The organism is Acinetobacter sp. 479375, from assembly GCF_000581715.1.
GTDB classification, from domain to species: Bacteria; Pseudomonadota; Gammaproteobacteria; order Pseudomonadales; family Moraxellaceae; genus Acinetobacter; species Acinetobacter ursingii.
This window is the reverse complement of the sequence record NZ_JEZN01000005.1, coordinates 25,671-44,764: the sequence shown is the minus strand read 5'-3', so window position 1 is coordinate 44,764 and position 19,094 is coordinate 25,671. Positions and strand designations below refer to the sequence as shown.

Here is a 19,094-nt window from a genome sequence, read left to right as displayed (position 1 = left end):
AAAAGCAGTAGACTTTGATTGATATGTTATATTCGCTTGCTCGCCCAATGTTGTTCTCCTTGTCACCCGAGCGTGCACATGAACTTACCTTATCACTTCTGAAGTCCGCCCATAAAATTGGATTAGCGCGTCAGCATATTGCACCAAAACCTGTGACTTGTATGGGTATAGAATTCCCTAATCCTGTAGGTCTTGCAGCAGGTCTGGATAAAAATGGCGCTTATATTGATGCATTGGCAGCTATGGGTTTTGGTTTTATTGAAATAGGCACCATTACTCCGCGTCCGCAAGCTGGAAATCCACAGCCACGATTATTCCGTATCCCAGAGGCAAAAGCCATTATTAACCGTATGGGGTTTAATAATGATGGGGTGGATCAGTTGATTGAAAATGTCAAATCATCAAAATTTAAAGGCATTTTAGGGATCAATATTGGTAAAAATGCCGATACGCCAGTTGAAAATGCGGTCGATGATTATCTGATTTGTCTGGAAAAAGTTTATCATTACGCATCGTATATTACGGTCAATATTTCTTCGCCAAATACCAAAAATCTACGTAGCTTGCAAAGTGGTGAAGCGCTCACTGAGTTACTGAAAACGCTGAAACAACGCCAATTAGAACTAGCAGAACAGTATCATCACTATGTTCCATTGGTGCTTAAAGTTGCGCCTGATTTGACTGAAGAAGATATCGAATTTATCGCAAATCAATTATTGCAGTTTAAAATTGATGGCTTGATTGTGACCAATACCACTTTGTCTCGTGTAGGCGTGGAAAGTTTGCCTTATGGGAATGAAGCGGGTGGTTTATCTGGTGCACCTGTGTTTGAAAAAAGTACAGAATGCTTACGTCAGTTTGCAAAACGTTTGAATGGTCAAATTCCTTTGATTGGTGTTGGTGGAATCACCCAAGGTGAACATGCGCTTGCAAAAAAAGATGCGGGTGCTAGCCTTGTACAAATTTATAGTGGCCTCATATATACAGGTCCAAGCCTAATTAAAGATTGCGTGAGTGCTTTCAACTAAGTGATGAATACACTGGATATCATTATTCTGATACTCCTGCTCATTGGAGGGCTAAACGGTTTGCGACAAGGATTCGTAAAAGCCTTTGCGAACTTGATTGGTTGGATATTGGCACTGATTATGGGTGCGAAATATGCCAGCTTTTTGGCGCCAAGCATGGGGGTGTTAAGTCATGACCCCGTTGTCCAAAAGATTGCGGCATTTGCATTTATTGTTCTGATGATTATTGTCCTTACGTGGATTGTGACAGCTATACTCAATTTGATACTTAAAAGTATGAGTCTCGGTCCATTAAATCGTTTGGCTGGTGGTGCTTTCGGGACATTAAAAGGCTTATTGATTGTACTGGTGACTATGCAAGGTCTTGGCCCATGGGTCGAAAGCTCTCCACATTGGAAACAGTCCAAATTTATTCAAGTTTTATTGCCTTATGCGCCGTTAGCAACCGAATTATCGAAAGATGCTGCCAATGAAGCATTACAACATGTGACATCGGAAGGGAGTTTATTTCATCGCCCTTCACATGAGGTGGCTGAGTCTGATTTAGACAAAGATCAGTCCAGTCATTCAACCCAAAATCCTTTTTATTAATCCTAGCCCGTCTGCGAGGTTGCTATGTGTGGAGTAGTTGGTATAGCTGGTAAAGCACCCGTTAACCAAATGTTGTTTGATGCATTAACGATGTTGCAGCATCGTGGACAGGATGCAGCTGGGATCGTGACTTGTCATAATGGTCGTCTTTTCCTGCGTAAAGACAATGGTATGGTACGTGATGTATTTCATACTCGTCATATGCGTGCATTGATTGGTAACTATGGGATTGGTCATGTGCGTTACCCGACTGCGGGTTCGGCAAGTAGTGCTGAGGCGCAACCATTTTATGTAAACTCTCCATACGGAATCACGCTTGCACATAATGGTAACTTGACCAATGCTTCTGATATTCATGATGACCTGTTTAAAACAGATTTGCGCCACATGAATACCGACTCTGATTCTGAAGTGCTTCTCAATGTGTTTGCTCACGAATTGCAAAAGAGTGGCACTTTAAATCCAACCGCAGAAGATGTGTTTCATGCAGTGAAGCGCGTTCATGAGCGCTGTAAAGGTGCTTATGGTGTGGTTGCCATGATTACGGGGCATGGTTTGGTGGGTTTTCGTGATCCAAATGGAATTCGTCCACTCATTTATGGTTCGCGCGAAACGGAACTGGGGACGGAATATATTATTGCTTCTGAATCAGTTGCGATTACCGCACTTGGCTTTAAGATTGAGCGCGATATTCAGCCAGGCGAAGCAATTTTCATTAATGACCAAGGTGAGCTTTTCACTCAGCAATGTGCTGCTGAACCAAAGCATCGTCCATGTATTTTTGAATATGTGTATTTTGCGCGTCCAGATGCAATTATCGATGGAATCTCAGTCTATAAAGCCCGTTTAAAAATGGGTGAAAAACTGGCGCATAAAATTTTGCGTGAATGGGGTGAGGAACACGATATTGATGTCGTGATTCCAATTCCAGATACCAGCCGTACTTCTGCACTTGAACTGGCGAATATTTTGGGTGTGAAATTCCGCGAGGGTTTCATGAAAAACCGTTATATCGGTCGTACCTTTATTATGCCAGGTCAACAGCAACGTAAAAAATCAGTACGTCAAAAACTCAACCCAGTTGAACTTGAGTTTAAAGGCAAAAATGTTCTGCTTGTGGATGACTCGATTGTTCGTGGTACCACGTGTAATGAAATCATTCAAATGGCGCGTGATTCGGGTGCCAAGAAAGTTTATTTCGCTTCTGCTGCACCTATGGTGAAATATCCAAATGTCTATGGTATTGATATGCCAGCAAAAACTGAGTTAATTGCGTCACAACGCAGTGTTGAAGAGATTCAGGACATTATTGGTGCCGATCGTTTGATCTTTCAGGATTTGGAAGATTTAAAAAATGCAGTTCGTACGAGCAAGGTACCTGATTTGACTGAGTTTGATAGTTCGGTCTTTGATGGTATTTATGTGACGGGTGGCATCGATCAGGCTTATCTAGAAAACCTAGAGCGTAAGCGTAATGATTCAGCCAAAAGTACAGATGGTTATATAGATGTCAATATTGATGCTGCTTCCGTTGATTTAACAGGAATCAAAGAAGAGTTATAATATAAATTCTGTGGGAAAAAAGCGGGTTTTTCCCGCTTTTTTCATTTATGATGAGGCAACAATGTAATCAGGACATATTTACATTGAAAGAAGTCAGTCATTATCTCGTTGAAAATAAAAATATGATGTGGTCGGCAAGCATGTGCGTGGTCGCGATGCTGCTGACAATGTTCATCTTAAATACCACGCTTGGACTTTTGGTTCACTATTTTGATTATAGTCAGTCTATTTTTTGGCATAGCTTAAGTCCTTATTTGATTATTTTATTGTTTTTTATTGTGGTGAGTTCCGCCATTTACGAACTCTATATTTTTCGAGAAGGTGGACATTCTTTAGCGAAGCAATTAAAAGGTCGTCGTTTAGATCTGTTGGAAAATACGCCAGAAGAAAGCGTCGCCCTTAAAATTTCTCAACGTTTGGCAAAAAAGTTTCAAATTGAAACGCCAGTATTATATGTTTTGCCAGATGAAGTTGGAGTCAATGCCTTAACTGCTGGGTTTGATCAGCGCAATGTGGTCATTATCATGACGTGGGGAGCATTGCAAAATCTGGATGAAGTTGAATTATATGGTTTGCTGAGCCATGAATTTAATCAGATTTTATCTGGTGAAGCGGTAGAAAATACCAAACTTAAAATCTTATATAGTGGTTTGATTACTTTTAGCCAACTAGGTAGTCGAATTGCAAAACGAGGTTTTAAGCCCTATCAAAAAAATAAACATCGCAAATTTGAAACATTTTTTATTGCAGTCGGTGGGATTATTTGGCTATTAGGCAGTATGGGAGTACTGATTACACGTTTGATCAAATACTTAACTTTAAGTGGTCGAACTTTTCGTAATGATTACAAAACCATGCAACTTATTCAAAATAATGCCAATACTCAAACTTTACTTCGAATCTATGTCCATCATGCAGGCTCGCAAATTCATAGTGTATTTTCTGAATCTATTGCACATATGTGTTTTGCCAACTCGTTGAGCCCACAAAGCTGGTTGAATATTCACCCGAGTATTGAAGATCGTATTTATGAACTTAATCCAACGATTTTGCAGGAGTTACAACTTGAGAATCTTAAAAAGTTAAGAAATCGTCCGCTATTTAGTTTATTTCGTTCACTTGAAGAAATGGATGGTAATGTTCATACACCGTGGGTATCACCACAGCCATTACCATTATTGCGTTTATCGCCCATTAGTTTTGCTTTAAATGATGCTATTAAGCCGCTTAAGGCTGAAATACGCCAAAATATTAAGCGTCCTGAGTTAATCCAAAGAGCATTGCAGACAGCGACAGGATCGCGTGAAGTGATGGTTGCAATCTTGATGATTCGGCAATATCGTGAATTTCTTCCACAAAATGCCCAAGTCAGCCGTGCCATTGTGGATGCCTTGCTTTATTTGGATGGGCGTGTGCATGTTCAGATTTTTCATGAAGCCTGTCGTAATATTGGCTCACTTCCAGCCAGTATCGCACGACAGTTTTTAACTCGTTTGGCTTTAATTATTCAAGAAGACGGTGAAGTTGGTTTACTGGATGCTTTGCTTTTGGAGAAGGTGAAATTTGAGCTAAATCTGATGCCAGTCCATATGCCGACCTCGATTGAAGAAGTAAAACCACAAATCGTTCGTTTAATCGATGCATTGCTACATGTACAGCAAATTAATAGTCCCAATCAGCTTGAAGTGCGTGATCGTATTCTGAGCCATATTTTGACTTTGGAAGAAATGGTATGGTATGAAGAAATCTCGGATGAACCTATTGATCTGGCTGAAATTCTGAATGATTGTGCGGGTTTATTGCTACGTGACCGACTCAGTATATTGGGAATTGCCGAAATGTGTTTGTGGAGTGACCGTATTATCACTCAAGACGAACTGGATGTTTTAGAGTTGTTATATTGGCGATTTGGATTTGAGACTGGGGATATTGTCGATCAAATGCAAAAGAAAAATACCCTGATGATTATTTAAACGACACTTAATCTCTGTTTCGATCAAAGCACTGAAAAAGCCTATAAAGCAGAGTAGAATAGCGTGGAAATAGAGGCAATAGTGTAAATATGACAGGGCAGCAGCGTAATATTTTGGCGGCAATGGGGGTGGATGTTTGGATTCCACGAGCAATGTTATGTCAAAAAAAGCCGCCTGTTTGTTCTTGGCGTGATCAAATTCCCCCCGAAGATCATGTGGCCGTTGCTGTGGTCAATCAGCAGGTGATAGACGCATCTCAAGCAAAACCAGAGTTGACACACATTGAGTCGATTGCTCAATTAAAAGATAGACAACCACCTACAGTAGTTGTTGAAATTGAACAGTCGACTCTGGCAGCTCCTAGGAGCATCTTGCCAAAAGATCAAACTGTTGTGGTCATGCAACAGGTTTTTACATTAGAAGCATATTGTCTTGATCAGGTCATTATTGTGGTTGAAAGCTCACAATTATCCAAACAGCAAAGACAACTCTGGACGAATATTCAATCTTCAGTATCGGGCTATTACCATGAATTAAAATGGCCATTACCGCTTGAAAACTTTCGTGACGGGCGGGGTGTACACGCGTATATTCAAGGCTTTTTAGATGCGTTGGCGCTAGATAAACGTATTTTGATTTTGGGACAACTTGATTTCATTTCTCACGCTCAGTGCATGCAACTTGCTAGTTTACAGGAAATGATTGATCAGCCTTTACTCAAACGCCGTCTATGGCAACTGATGTTAACCCAATAAAATTTCATTTCTTGATATGTTAGAGCATGGATTTCTTTCATAAATCCTTTTTATTTCTCCATATTGGAGAAGAAAAACGGGTTCAATAGTTAAAAGAAATCTACTATATCTCTCACTTTAGATATTTAGCTTATTGAATAAGGATATGTAATGAAACAGAAAGTCATCGTTTTTAGTCAAATTGATGCAACGGTTCTGGATCAACTTGAACGCGATTATCATGTGGTGGTATTAAATCCCAAGCAAGGTGACATCAATGAGCAAATTCGTACAGAAGTCGTAGATGCTGATGCCATGATTGGAGCGGGTCGTCTACTCAATGAAACCAATCTGGCACCTGCACAAAAATTAAAAATCATTTCAACCGTGAGTGTGGGCTATGATAATTATGATGTGGATTACCTCACAAAAAATAATATTTGGCTAGCCAATACGCCCCATGTATTGACAGAAACAACTGCGGATCTGGCTTTTACTTTGTTGGTTAGTGCTGCGCGTAAAGTCCCTGAGCTAGATCAATGGACAAAAAATGGTGAATGGAAGCGTACAGTCGGCCCTGCTCAATTTGGACAGGATATTTTTGGTAAAACACTCGGTATTATTGGACTAGGGAATATTGGTGCAGCAGTTGCACGACGCGGCTTTTATGGCTTTAATATGAATATTCTTTATCACAATCGCCGTGAAAAACTTGAATTGGCGCAGCCTTTAAATGCACACTACTGTGGTTTGGATGAACTTTTAAGTCGGTCAGATTTTGTTGTGGTTGCGGTGGATTTAAATCCTGAATCCAAAGCACTCATGGGCAAGGCACAGTTTGAAAAAATGCAATCTCATGCCGTGTTCGTAAATATTGCACGTGGTTCAGTGGTGGATGAAGAAGCTCTAGTTCATGCCTTGCAGCAACAACAAATCTTTGCCGCAGGTCTGGATGTCTATCAAAAGGAACCATTACAGTCATCACCATTATTTACTTTACCTAATGTAGTGACATTGCCGCATATTGGCTCTGCGACTGCCGAAACACGATTAAAAATGGCTAAACTGGCACATAAGAATCTAGTCGATGCACTGGAGGGAAGAACCCCACAATATCTTGTAAATGGCTAAATTTGCTATAACACTTTATTGCAAATGCTTTGAGTTTCCAGTGTTATATTGGGGGTGCTGACAAAATTATTTTGATCAGTTATCCCTTATTTTTGATGAGAGATCATGATTTGAAACATGTGGCAACTGTTTTGACGTTATCTATGCTGACTGGAGTTGCGCAGGCACATTCCGATTATTTCTATCAATCTGCCACTTCTCAGGTAGAAGTGCCTGAAATTGGTAGCGGTATCGGGTTGATCGATCAACAAAAAGAAAAAATGATTGGAGAGAAAGTATACCGTCAGGTTCAAAGGCAGTTGCCTATTTTGCATGATCCATGGCTTGAGGATCAGTTTTTTCGAGTGTTCGCTCAAATACTCAGTCAGACGCAGCTTGGTCAGCCGATTGGAATGGTGGTAGTCAATGATCCACAAATTAATGCATTTGCTGTTCCGGGTGGACTATTTGCCTTAAATTCAGGTTTAATTGCGTCTGCGCACAATATTGATGAAGTTGCAGGGGTAATGGCGCATGAAATTGCCCATGTCAGTCAGCGACATTATAGTCGATCACAAGAAGCATTTAAGGGGCAGGGCTTATTAGCACTTGCAGGGATTTTAGTGGGTGCTGCAATTGCTGCACAGACCAAATCGGATGCTGGGGCGGCAGTCATGTTGGGTACACAAGCTGCTTTGATGGACAATCAGTTGACTTATAGTCGTAATCAGGAGCGCGAGGCAGACCGTATAGGCATGCAATATATGTATGCGGCGGGCTATAATCCACAAAGTATGGCTGATTTTTTTGAAACTATGAATCGTTCTACAAGTCGATTAAGCTATCTGCCTGATTTTTGGATGACGCATCCACTGACATCTGAACGGATGAGTGAATCGCGCTTACGTGCCAATCAGTTTCCTAAAGTGAAGTCCAAATTGTACGATCCTGATTTTCAGATTTTAAAATGGTATACCTTGGTTGAAACCAATCAAGTCACAGAACAATTGTTGCAGATTCAAGTGAATCAAAATAACAAACCTGCTCAACTGGCAATGAGTGCTTTTTATAACAATCAGGGTGATTATGCCAAAGCGCAAACAATGCTTGATGGGGTAAAGACAACTTTCCCGAGCAATACTCTGATTAGCATCTTACAGGCTGATATTTATTTAAATCAAAATAAATTAGAGGATGCATATCAGTCCATGATTAATACCCAGCGCACCATGCCCGAAAATCGTCCTTTAGCATATAAACTCGCTGAAATCCTGATTCGACAAGGTAAAAGTGCCGAAGCACAGACACTAGTACAACGATTTATCAATACCAATAATAAAGACATCGAAGGATGGCGATTACTACAACAAGCTGCCAATGCAGATACCCAATCATCGCTAAGAACCGTCAATGTCTTGCGCTATCGAGCTGAAGTAGAATATTGGTCTGGTTATGAGGAAAATGCGATAAAGTCGATGTTACATGCCCAACGTTTAGCAAAAGGCAATAATGCCATGAGCGCCAAGATTGAAGATCGTTTAAAACAAATGCAGTCAGAGCGGTTATTGAAAATCTAATTTAAATACAACTTTGTTTGATCTAAAAGCATCTTTCTATATGAAATTTACGTTGCAAAAAATATTTTAGCTATTAAGCTAACATGAGAAGTATCATATTGATTATAGTTATGAAAAAATTCACATTATTGTTAAGTTTAGTGATTTTGGGGCAGTCAATTTTTGCGGCACCGCCTGAACGCTATATACGCTCAGTAGAAAAAATTTCGAATACTTATAATACGGATATGCGTCATTTTTTACGCTCACTCAATCCACAACAGACGCAGTTTACTCCAACACAACAAACGCAATTTTGTGGCATTGTGAATCAATATGTGCAAGATTTATATCAGGTTAATGATCAATATCGATCGGACTTACCGCTTTCTTATGCGAAAATGACAAAACAGGATTTTATTAATCAAGTGATGGCATCAAAAGAAATGCAAATTTTAAAGAAATATAATATTCAGTGTCATTTGCAATAAATAAATACATTCAGAAAGAAATTTATAGTTGACTCATTTAATATGAATCTCATCAATCCATTCTAAAAATTGTATGTGAAGTAGAGAAGTGGCAAATGAAGCTAAATATCAATTAGCCTAGTTTTGCTTTAATTTTTGCAGATACTTGTGCAGGATCGGCACGTCCGGCTATGATCGGACGTAGAGAGTTCATCACCTTACCCATATCTTTCATGCTAGTAGCACCTTGAGCAGCAATCGTTTGCTCAATGAGAGAATCAAGCTCTTCCTCAGTCATAGCTTCTGGTAGAAATTGGGATAACACCTCAATTTCGGCTTGTTCTTTACTAGCTAAATCATCACGGCCTGCGCCTTCAAAGGCTTTGACCGATTCTTTACGCTGTTTAATTTGCTTTTCAATGACCGCAAGAACTTGCGAATCGTCAAGCTCTACGCGCTCATCGACTTCGATTTGCTTAATTGCTGCCTGTAAACCACGAATCACCGTTAACTTATTCATTTCTTTAGCACGCATAGTGGCTTTTAAAACTTCAGTTATTTGGTTCTTCAAAGTAGTCATTTAATTATCCAGACAGTCAATCACAAATTAATTAGTAAAGGCGAGTAGTACGTACAGATTCGCGTGCCAATTTCTTTTGGTAACGCTTAACAGCAGCAGCTTTTTTACGCTTACGTTCTTGAGTCGGTTTTTCGTAGAACTCGCGCTTACGAACGTCAGCTAAAACACCAGCTTTTTCGCATGAACGTTTGAAACGACGGATTGCTACGTCAACTGGTTCGCCTTCTTTCAACTTAACTTGTGGCATGTAAAATCCTCTAGATTATGGATAACATCGAGCGCAGGATTGCCTCGATGACAAGTGAAGCTCAGTATTTTACTCATTTACAACTGATATCACAAGTCTATAATAGCGTTGGCAGAATTTTAGTCGTAAAAATATAGGCATTTTAATGATTGTTTTAGGCTTGGAAACCTCTTGTGACGAAACTGGCTTGGCGATTTACGATAGCGAGCAAGGACTGCGTGGACAGGTGCTTTACAGTCAAATCAAACTCCATGCGGAATATGGTGGTGTGGTGCCAGAACTAGCCTCACGTGATCATGTACGTAAACTTATTCCATTATTGAACGAACTGCTTGCGCAAAGTCAAATCGATAAAAAAGACATTGATGCAGTCGCCTATACCCGTGGTCCAGGTTTAATGGGTGCGCTGATGACAGGTGCATTGTTTGGACGAACATTGGCGTTGGCATTGAATAAACCTGCGATAGGTGTGCATCACATGGAAGGGCATATGCTTGCGCCATTATTGTCTACTACACCGCCAGCGTTTCCTTTTGTTGCACTACTTGTATCTGGTGGTCATACCCAGCTAATGGCGGCTTATGGCATTGGTCAGTACGAACTACTTGGTGAATCTATTGATGATGCAGCAGGTGAAGCATTTGATAAAGTCGCAAAAATGATGGAGTTACCTTATCCCGGTGGGCCAAATATTGCAAAATTAGCCTTACAAGGAGATGTTCAAGCTTTTGATTTTCCGCGCCCCATGTTACATCAAGGATTGGACTTTTCATTTAGTGGTTTAAAAACAGCGGTTTCAGTTCAGCTAAAAAAATTGGGCGAAGAAAATCGTAATGCAGATATTGCGGCATCCTTTCAAGAAGCGATTGTGGATACTCTGGTTAAAAAATCCGTCAAAGCTTTAAAGCAAACGGGATTAAAACGATTGGTGATTGCAGGTGGTGTTAGTGCAAATCTGCGCTTACGTGAACAATTAGAAACGTCTTTGCAAAAGATTAAAGCCCAAGTCTATTATGCAGAACCCGCTTTATGTACCGATAATGGCGCCATGATCGCTTTTGCAGGGTATGAGCGTTTAAAGGCTGGACAACACGATGGGCTTGAAGTGACCACAACACCAAGATGGCCGATGACTGAGCTTAAAAATCCGAATGCAATATAAGCACAGAAAAAGCATTTAAAAATCAATTAAAAATAAAAGGGCACAATCTATGGACTGTACCCTTTTATTTTTTTGTAGCGAAGTATTAGAAGTTATATTCCATACCTACACCCACCACAGTTTTCTTATCATCAGCTGTCTGGTCACGTTTTTGTTGAGCCAATACGCCATAAAAACGTGCTTGTTTATTGAAGTTGTAATCTACGCCTAAGCCATATTGAGAAATTTTAAGATCTGGGCGGTTGTCTGAAGACGTATTTGATTGAATATATTCACCTTTGATTTTCCAAGGTGTAGATGCAATCGCATAAGCCGCTGTCAATCCCCACGCATCTTCTTCAAGACCTTTATATGATTTCACAGTTGTACCACTTGTAGTAGATACTGTGTCATCAGTAGGTTTTGCATTTTGCCATAAAGCACCAAATACTAAACCATCGACACCTGCTTTTGCCAAATCAATAGAACCTGTTACACGAACAGCGTCTGAATAGATACCAGAAAGACTGTAGGCATTATATTTCCCAGCTAATCCAAAATTCCCCGCAATACCAGCAGCCAAGCCATAATCTTTATTTTCATAAGTTAAAGAAGTTGAGATCCCATCTCCAAAGCCATCACGCTTACCTTCTTTACCCAAGCTCGTATTATCAGTTTTAGTATCTTCGCCTTGTTGCGCCATGATATTGAACTGTAAGCCTGGAATAATCAGCTCTTTATCTGTTTCAAAGCCAATCGCGTTATTTGAACGCTCTTCACCATGAAGAACAGAAGTCATATCCAAGATCGTGTGATCGTTGAAGATATCCTGGTTGTTACCCGCATTTGTTTTAAAATAAGTATCGTAACGACCCGCTTTTAAAGTCCCGATTTTATTGAATTTTAAACCTAAAAAGCGGTTACGCATACTTAAGTCGGTATCTGAACCTGAACCATCTGTAGAGATTGCCCATTCAGCCAAGTATACAACAGATACTTTGTCTGTTAATTTTTCTTCACCTTTTACCCCGATACGTGAAGCATTTGAATTAAGTGCAGTGACATCATTTCCTGCAAAATCACTGTTGTCAACTTGGTCTAAGGTAACATTAAGTTTACCGTACAAAGTTGGCGCTGCTTGCGCTGCGGTGATGCTAAGCGTTGATACTGCGGCAGCGATAAGCAATTTTTTCATTGAGATTTCTCCAAAACACAAGTTCAGTGGCATATGACCAAATTCACTATTTTTTTAAAGTTTGCTTATGTACAAAAAATTACAGAAGCTCACCAACTTGCTAAGCAGTATCTTTAAACTTTGTTACAAATGGGTGAAAAATACGTGACAGTTTGATGACAGGTGATGGATAGAAATTTATTTTAATATTTGATTTTATTATTTTTATACAAAAAAAGAGCCTAAGCTCCATTTTTATAAACGTTAATTTTACTCAAAGTTCAGCTTTTATCTTTTCTGCAAGGGTTTTAATTTTTTCCTGATCACCCATTTGTGCAGCATGACGACCCAATTGATGAATAGAGCTAGGAATCAGATGGAAATGCACATGTGGAACGGTTTGACCCGCAGATTCACCAGACAGTTGCATTAAAACAATACCTTTGGCATCCAGTGCTTTTTCAATAGCTTGAGCAACTTTTTGTACGACTTGAATGGTATAAGCCGCTGCTTCAGGGGGTAAATCAAGTAAAGTCACCGCAGGAGTTTTAGGGATGACCAAAGCATGACCATCCGCCTGAGGCATAATGTCCATAAATGCAAGTACCTGATCATCTTCATATAACTTGATTGCTGGAAGTTCACCGCGAATGATTCGGGCAAAAATATTCTGCTCATCGTAGGCCATATTATTATCCTTCAAACCTCTGAATACATTTTGATATTTGATTTCTTTCATAAGCCCTTTATTCCTTTTTTGAAAAAAATAAAGAGGGGCTAATCAGTGATCAAAGAAATTTATTATTTACAGTTTAACTCTTTCTGACGCTGTTCAATCTGGTCAAGACGTTGTTGTTCTTTATCAGAAAATTTGGGTTTGGTGGTATGACAGTTTTCATTTCCATATTTAGCTTTGGCTTCTGGATCTTTAAAACAAAAACCTTTTGATGCATAGATGAGGTTAGAGTCATCCTGAAGTTTTTTGCATTCTTGGTCGGATGTTGCAGCGTGTACTGAGACACCTGCAAGGGTCATCATTCCAGTAAAAAGTGCAACAGCGAACTTATTCATGAGGGTATCCTCTTTTCATCGGTGTAAATGTAACGACCTATGTCTAAATATAGGGGCTTTACAGGAAAAAGCAATGTTGAATCATTACTCAATTGTTATTTTACTCCACGATTCATACATTTTTATGGCAGCTGAGAAGTCGCTATTTTCTTCAGCAGTAAGACTGGCAGCTTGAATTAGACTCTGTACTAAAGCAATTACTGGCGCTGGTAAGTTGGCATCACGAACCAGATCTAGTGCAATACCTGTATCTTTAGCGAGTAGTGGTAATCCAAAAGTCACAGGAAAACTACGATTCAAAATACGTTGCGGCAATACAGTTTCGGTCACACCACTTTTTCCGCTTGACGTGTTAATGCAGTCCAAAGCTTCTGTCAGATTGACACCATGCGCTTTCAGTGTGGTAAAGCCCTCAGCAACAGACCATAGATTAACTGCAAGTAACATGTTGTTGACCGCTTTTACCGCAAAACCTGCGCCTGATGTGCCGACATGTTTAATCAGTTTTCCAAATGCCTGAATAGCGGGCAACGCACGTTCAAAAGCAGCCTGATCTCCACCCACCATGACCGTTAATGTTGCATTATCTGCACCAATGGTTTGGCCGCTGACAGGCGCATCTAAAAAATCAATATTTTCAGTTTTGAGTTGTGTTGCGAGTTTACGAGCTGAATCAGGTACACCACTGGTACAGTCGACCCAAATGCTGCCTGATTTTAATTGGACACTATTGATCAAATGTTCGACATCAGCACTGGTCGGTAAACATGAAAAAATGATGTCTGCCTGTACCGCTTGCGCTAAATCAACCGCTTGAGTTCCATATGTAGCTGCATGTTGTTTGGCTTTGTCCATATTGCGATTCCAGACATACACGGTATCGAAATGTTTGGGTAAATGCGATGCCATACGGTAACCCATCGCGCCAAGACCAATAAATGCAACTGATTGAACCATAATCTACTCTTTTGTTATCTGCGTTGAACGTTGTGTGAGCCAATCTTTAAATATGGGCCAAAACTCATCGGAACTGGCCTGACTGGACATGAGTCCTAAATGCCCACCGGGAATTAGAGTAAACGTGACATCACTACTATTTGTCAATTGGGTGAGGGGTTTTACCGCATCTGCTGTAACCAATTGATCACTACGACCTGCACCCACCAACAATGATGATCGAATATTTTTTAATTCAATAACTTGATCTTTAAGATGAATAATGCCTTTTTTAAGAGGATTTTGTAGCCAGACATTAAATAACATGTCCTGATTGATGCCACCTGGATAATCGATCATATTATTTAAAAAATTACCGAGTGTGGCATGTTCTTGCACCAGTTTTTTATTTTCAAGGTTTTTTAAAAGTTGTATATGACCATCAATCCAGCCTTTCGGATCAAGAATTTTAAAACCCAACGCATTTAAAATTCCTGGGGTGTGAATTAAGCATTTGGGTAGTCCGTTATAAATTCGTTGCTGTAATTTTTTATGTCGATCGATAGTTTTGTGCATAAATTGATAAAGTTTGCCAATGCGTCCAGATGCATAACTATCAATTGGGCTTCCTAAAACAATCAAATTTTTAACGTAATTTGGCTGATTGAGCGCACTGTATAACAACACAAAAATCCCCGCCATACTCCAACCATGCAGTGAAATTTGATCACTTTGAGAATGTTCACGAATCACTTGAATATATTCAGGCAGTGCTTTACTGACAAAAGATAAAAAATTGAGATGACGATCTTGATAAGTTAAACGACCCCAATCTACCAGATAGACATCAAAACCATGTTTTTGAAAGTATTGAATCAGTGAGCGATAAGGATAAAGATCATAAATCGCCATATTAATCGCCAAAGGTGCAACAAAAACTAAGGGTTCTTTATAAGATTTTTCGGCTGCTGCATAATAACGAACTCGCGTCTGCCCAAACTCTGCAATCACTTGATAGGGTGTTGTTTGTGATAAAACCAGAGATTCTTCATGAAAAAGACGCGCTGAAAGATGTTTAAGTTTGATTTGCTGATGATGGATAAGTGATTTGAATGATTCCATTCGTTGCATATTTCTCAGATCCAAAAAAGTTTGGATGAAGTCTAAGCGATAATTTGATCTTTTACCTTGACCTTAAATACCGTAGAAGCTCAAAATGTTGGCAGTTTTTCCACTTGAGCGGTCTTTAGACTGAGAACAAAGCAATGCATAGCCAAAACGATGAATTAGAATACCAGTTAGATACTCTTGCAATCCGTACAGGGCATACCCGTAGTTTTGAAGGTGAACATGCTGAACCTATTTTTCTGACCTCGTCTTTCGTATATGAAAATGCAGCAGAAGCGGCTGCCAAGTTTTCTGGCGAAGTGGCGGGAAATATCTATTCTCGTTTTACCAATCCAACCGTGGCCATGTTTGAAAAACGTCTTGCTGCAATGGATGGAGCTGAACGTGCAGTTGCGACGAGTTCTGGTATGGGTGCCATTTTATCTGTTTGCATGGCTTTTTTAAAAGCAGGGGATCATGTCATTTGTTCTCGTGCCGTTTTTGGCTCAATCGTGGCATTATTTGAAAAATATATCGCAAAGTTTGGTGTTGATGTCACCTTTGTCGATTTAAATGATCTGGATGCATGGAAAAATGCGATGCGCCCAGAAACCAAAATTTTGTTTATCGAGTCGCCATCCAACCCTTTGGCTGAAATTGCTGATATTCCACTCTTGGCCGATATTGCTCATGCTCAAAATGCAATGTTAGTAGTGGATAACAGTTTTTGTACGCCAGTTTTGCAGCAACCTTTAAAATTGGGTGCAGATTTGGTGGTTTATTCAGCCACTAAATATCTGGATGGACAGGGTCGAGCTTTAGGTGGTGCTGTGACAGGCAACCATAAGTTACTCGAAGAAGTATTTGGTGTGGTGCGTACACTGGGCCCATCGATGAGTCCATTTAATGCTTGGGTGTTCTTAAAAGGTCTGGAAACTTTACGTTTAAGAATGAAAGCACACTGTGAAAATGCGCAACAGCTTGCTGAATGGCTTAATCAGCACGACAAAGTTGAAAAAGTGTATTATGCGGGTTTGCCTGAACATATTGGTCATGAGCGTGCAGCCAAACAACAAAATGGCTTTGGTGGTATTGTCTCTTTCGTAGTAAAAAGCGGTCGTGAAGGCGCGTGGAAAGTCATCGATAATACTCAGTTTATCTCGATTACAGGTAATCTTGGCGATGTAAAATCAACAATTACCCATCCTGCCACGACGACTCATGGTAAATTGTCACCTGAAGCAAAGCAGGCAGCAGGCATACAGGAAGGCTTAATTCGAGTTTCTGTAGGAATTGAAAATATTTCAGATATTATTCGCGATATTGAACGTGGTTTAGCTTTAATTTGAACTTATTAGTTTTAAATCTTTTGGAGAAAAATTTATGAACATTAATATGCTCATGCAGCAAGCACAACGCATGCAAAAAGATATGGAAGCCAATGCCAAAAAGGCAAAAGAAGAGTTGGCTAATACTGAGGTTAAAGCAGAAGCAGGCGGCGGTTTGGTCAAAGTAACCATGACGGGTCGCTTTGTGGTTAAACGTGTTGAAATCAGTCCTGATTTACTTCAAGACGAACCAGATATGATTGAAGACTTAATTGCTGCCGCAGTAAATGATGCCGTTCGTCAGGCAGAATTGGTTGCGGATGAAAAAATGAAAAGTGCAAACTCAGGCATGGGTTTACCTCCTGGCTTAGCAGGTATGTTCTAAGCCGATTTTATCAGAGGAATATCTGTGTTTAGTGATCGATTTGAACAACTTGTTCAAGCATTACGAGTTTTACCCAGCGTTGGGCCGAAATCGGCTCAACGTATGGCATTACATTTACTGATGAAAAATCGTGAAGGTGCTTTTGGTTTGGCACACGCTTTACATGAAGCCTCTTCGCATATTCATGAATGTAAAATATGTCATTCTCTGACTGAAAATGAAATTTGTGATATTTGTCTTTCCAATGATCGTGATCAACAATTGTTGTGTGTGGTTGAATCTCCAGCCGATGTCATGGCGATTGAGCAAAGCGGTAGTTTCCGTGGGAAATACCATGTATTGGGTGGGCATTTATCTCCACTTGATGGCATTGGTCCCGAAGAAATCGGCATTCCTTATCTGATTCAGCGTCTAAGTGAAGGGCAGATTGAAGAAGTGATTTTGGCGACCAATGCGACTGTAGAAGGTCAGGCAACCGCGCATTATCTGGTAGAAGCTACCAAGCACTTACCACTGAATATGACGCGTATTGCTCAAGGCGTACCGCAAGGTGGTGAACTTGAATATGTCGATAGCCATACTTTAAGTCAGGCCGTTCATAATCGTATGCGTATGAAATGAGGCATTCTTGTTTCATACTTTTAGCTTTTAAGTTCAAATTAAACCAGACTCTGGATTGATTCTTCATGTTGTAAAGCGATACAAAACTGAAATTTATTTGAGAGAGAAAGGGCTTAAAAAGTTAATTAAAAAATATAATGATAATTTCGTTCAAAAAATAAAGCATTAATAACGTTTTGGCTAGAATATTCTCAAATTGTAGTGTTATATATACAGACGCAGTTAACTGCGCTAGTTGTTAAATCGAGAAAACATGTTTCATTTTATTCAGCAGCAAGATGATTTTGCTCACGTTCTTCAGCAAATGGATCAATATCCAGAGTATGCTTTGGACACCGAATTTATTAAAGTTGATACGCTTTGGCCAAAGTTGGGTGTATTCCAGATTAATGTGAATGAGCAAATCTATTTACTCGATGGTGCTGCTCTGGATTTAACGCCTTTTTGGAATAAACTCTATCTTGCCAAGCAAAATATTTTCCATGCTTGTGGTGAAGATATTGATCTGATTTATCATTATGCTCAGCAAGATGTGTTGGAAAATGTATTTGATACACAAGTTGCTTTGTCATTTTTAGGGCATGGTTTACAGGTCAGCTATCAAAATGCCCTGAAATTAATTTTAGATATTGAAATTGACAAAGATCAGACTCGTTCAGACTGGTTGGCACGGCCTTTAACGACTGAACAACTCAATTATGCAGCCAATGATGTCATTTATTTGTTTCAGCTTTCAGATCAGCTTAAAGCGCAATTACAACAAAAAAATAAATATGATTTTGTACTCGAAGATTGTCAAAGTCTAACCAAAGAAATTGCCAGAGAAACGCCTGTTCATCTACTTTATACTGATATTGGAAATTATCGTCACTCACGTAAACAATTGATGCAATTACAGCAGCTTAGTGTCTGGCGTGAACAACTGATTAAAGCCTTGAATCAGCCGCGTAGTTTTATTTTAAAAAATTCAAGCATGATTGATTTGGTAGAGAAAAATCCAAAAAATAATTTCCAATTATCCCATATTAAAGATATTCGCCCAAATATTATTCGGGAACATGGCAAAACGATTCTGGATTTGCTTAAATTTCTGCCACTAGAAAATGAATGGCCATTACGTTTGGCACGACCCATTAAACAATGCTCAGAAAATGTCAGCATGAAAATGCAACAATTGATTCAAAACGTGGTGGATACGACCGAAATTCCCAAAGAAGTTCTACTGCGTAAAAAATGGATGAATGCACTGTATCAACACGTTGTTTTTCATGGGGATGAGCAAGATTTACCAGAATATTTACTCGGCTGGCGTTATGAACGATTAACCCAGCCCCTGATCCAGATTCTGCGTGAAGATGAAGATTTTTTAATGAACCAAATGCAGGTAGCGCGATAAGTCTTGAGAGCCAAATGATCTTTCAGGACGACTGTTGGGTTACGATTCGCTAATGTCGCCACCGAATTTTTGATGTATGCTTT

Annotated in this window: 20 protein-coding genes; 13 read left to right on the top strand and 7 right to left on the bottom strand. The window is 39.7% G+C overall.

Annotated elements, in window-relative coordinates; translation table 11 throughout:
* The first annotated feature begins 23 nt into the window (after nucleotides 1–23).
* The 8 genes from J500_RS05975 to J500_RS05940 all read left to right on the top strand — a co-directional run bounded on the left by J500_RS05975 (nucleotide 24) and on the right by J500_RS05940 (nucleotide 9,046).
* Nucleotides 24–1,028 carry a quinone-dependent dihydroorotate dehydrogenase gene (locus tag J500_RS05975; RefSeq protein WP_004998313.1) on the top strand — a complete coding sequence of 335 codons (1,005 nt, stop codon included), beginning with the start codon at nucleotides 24–26 and terminating at the stop codon, nucleotides 1,026–1,028.
* 3 nt (nucleotides 1,029–1,031) lie between these two features.
* Nucleotides 1,032–1,619 (top strand): CvpA family protein, encoded by a 588-nt coding sequence (locus J500_RS05970; RefSeq protein ID WP_004998311.1) that lies wholly within the window; start codon nucleotides 1,032–1,034, stop codon nucleotides 1,617–1,619.
* Nucleotides 1,620–1,643: 24 nt separating this feature from the next.
* Entirely contained in the window at nucleotides 1,644–3,182 is a 1,539-nt protein-coding gene (gene purF, locus J500_RS05965; protein WP_004998310.1) for an amidophosphoribosyltransferase, read from the top strand.
* An 83-nt stretch (nucleotides 3,183–3,265) separates the two neighbouring features.
* Entirely contained in the window at nucleotides 3,266–5,155 is a 1,890-nt protein-coding gene (locus J500_RS05960; RefSeq protein ID WP_004998307.1) for a M48 family metalloprotease, read from the top strand.
* An 89-nt stretch (nucleotides 5,156–5,244) separates the two neighbouring features.
* Entirely contained in the window at nucleotides 5,245–5,910 is a 666-nt protein-coding gene (locus J500_RS05955) for a hypothetical protein (RefSeq protein ID WP_004998304.1), read from the top strand.
* 150 nt (nucleotides 5,911–6,060) lie between these two features.
* Complete coding sequence (locus tag J500_RS05950; RefSeq protein WP_004998302.1) at nucleotides 6,061–7,020, top strand: 2-hydroxyacid dehydrogenase; 960 nt, start codon at nucleotides 6,061–6,063, stop codon at nucleotides 7,018–7,020.
* 143 nt (nucleotides 7,021–7,163) lie between these two features.
* Entirely contained in the window at nucleotides 7,164–8,576 is a 1,413-nt protein-coding gene (locus J500_RS05945) for a M48 family metalloprotease (protein ID WP_227613819.1), read from the top strand.
* Nucleotides 8,577–8,686: 110 nt separating this feature from the next.
* Nucleotides 8,687–9,046 (top strand): hypothetical protein, encoded by a 360-nt coding sequence (locus J500_RS05940; protein ID WP_034698744.1) that lies wholly within the window; start codon nucleotides 8,687–8,689, stop codon nucleotides 9,044–9,046.
* 112 nt (nucleotides 9,047–9,158) lie between these two features.
* Here the strand turns inward: J500_RS05940 and J500_RS05935 are convergent, their stop codons facing one another.
* Both J500_RS05935 and rpsU read right to left on the bottom strand, forming a co-directional pair.
* Entirely contained in the window at nucleotides 9,159–9,605 is a 447-nt protein-coding gene (locus J500_RS05935; RefSeq protein ID WP_004988228.1) for a GatB/YqeY domain-containing protein, read from the bottom strand.
* 31 nt (nucleotides 9,606–9,636) lie between these two features.
* The gene (gene rpsU, locus J500_RS05930; protein WP_001136722.1) at nucleotides 9,637–9,852 is read right to left on the bottom strand and encodes a 30S ribosomal protein S21; all 216 of its coding nucleotides are present in this window, start codon (nucleotides 9,850–9,852) and stop codon (nucleotides 9,637–9,639) included.
* A gap of 145 nt (nucleotides 9,853–9,997) precedes the next feature.
* On the opposite strand from rpsU, the gene tsaD reads away from it, so the two are divergent.
* Nucleotides 9,998–11,014 (top strand): tRNA (adenosine(37)-N6)-threonylcarbamoyltransferase complex transferase subunit TsaD, encoded by a 1,017-nt coding sequence (gene tsaD / locus J500_RS05925; RefSeq protein WP_004998293.1) that lies wholly within the window; start codon nucleotides 9,998–10,000, stop codon nucleotides 11,012–11,014.
* A gap of 85 nt (nucleotides 11,015–11,099) precedes the next feature.
* On the opposite strand, the gene J500_RS05920 is transcribed toward tsaD, so the two are convergent.
* The 5 genes from J500_RS05920 to J500_RS05900 form a co-directional block, all read right to left on the bottom strand.
* Nucleotides 11,100–12,188, bottom strand: a complete 1,089-nt coding sequence (locus tag J500_RS05920) for a porin (RefSeq protein WP_004998292.1) — start codon at nucleotides 12,186–12,188, stop codon at nucleotides 11,100–11,102.
* Between the two features lie 253 nt (nucleotides 12,189–12,441).
* Nucleotides 12,442–12,855 (bottom strand): HIT family protein, encoded by a 414-nt coding sequence (locus J500_RS05915; protein WP_034698828.1) that lies wholly within the window; start codon nucleotides 12,853–12,855, stop codon nucleotides 12,442–12,444.
* Between the two features lie 113 nt (nucleotides 12,856–12,968).
* Nucleotides 12,969–13,238, bottom strand: coding sequence for a YARHG domain-containing protein (locus J500_RS05910; RefSeq protein ID WP_004988220.1), 270 nt, complete (start codon nucleotides 13,236–13,238; stop codon nucleotides 12,969–12,971).
* An 84-nt stretch (nucleotides 13,239–13,322) separates the two neighbouring features.
* On the bottom strand, nucleotides 13,323–14,195 hold the full coding sequence (locus J500_RS05905) for an NAD(P)-dependent oxidoreductase (RefSeq protein WP_034698741.1): 873 nt from the start codon (nucleotides 14,193–14,195) through the stop codon (nucleotides 13,323–13,325).
* 3 nt (nucleotides 14,196–14,198) lie between these two features.
* On the bottom strand, nucleotides 14,199–15,296 hold the full coding sequence (locus J500_RS05900) for an alpha/beta fold hydrolase (protein ID WP_125625211.1): 1,098 nt from the start codon (nucleotides 15,294–15,296) through the stop codon (nucleotides 14,199–14,201).
* A 143-nt stretch (nucleotides 15,297–15,439) separates the two neighbouring features.
* On the opposite strand from J500_RS05900, the gene J500_RS05895 reads away from it, so the two are divergent.
* The 4 genes from J500_RS05895 to J500_RS05880 all read left to right on the top strand — a co-directional run bounded on the left by J500_RS05895 (nucleotide 15,440) and on the right by J500_RS05880 (nucleotide 19,011).
* Complete coding sequence (locus tag J500_RS05895) at nucleotides 15,440–16,630, top strand: O-succinylhomoserine sulfhydrylase (protein ID WP_004988216.1); 1,191 nt, start codon at nucleotides 15,440–15,442, stop codon at nucleotides 16,628–16,630.
* A gap of 34 nt (nucleotides 16,631–16,664) precedes the next feature.
* On the top strand, nucleotides 16,665–16,994 hold the full coding sequence (locus J500_RS05890) for a YbaB/EbfC family nucleoid-associated protein (protein WP_004988215.1): 330 nt from the start codon (nucleotides 16,665–16,667) through the stop codon (nucleotides 16,992–16,994).
* 24 nt (nucleotides 16,995–17,018) lie between these two features.
* Nucleotides 17,019–17,615 carry a recombination mediator RecR gene (gene recR / locus J500_RS05885; RefSeq protein WP_004988213.1) on the top strand — a complete coding sequence of 199 codons (597 nt, stop codon included), beginning with the start codon at nucleotides 17,019–17,021 and terminating at the stop codon, nucleotides 17,613–17,615.
* Nucleotides 17,616–17,868: 253 nt separating this feature from the next.
* On the top strand, nucleotides 17,869–19,011 hold the full coding sequence (locus tag J500_RS05880; protein WP_004988211.1) for a ribonuclease D: 1,143 nt from the start codon (nucleotides 17,869–17,871) through the stop codon (nucleotides 19,009–19,011).
* The last annotated feature ends 83 nt before the right edge of the window (nucleotides 19,012–19,094 follow it).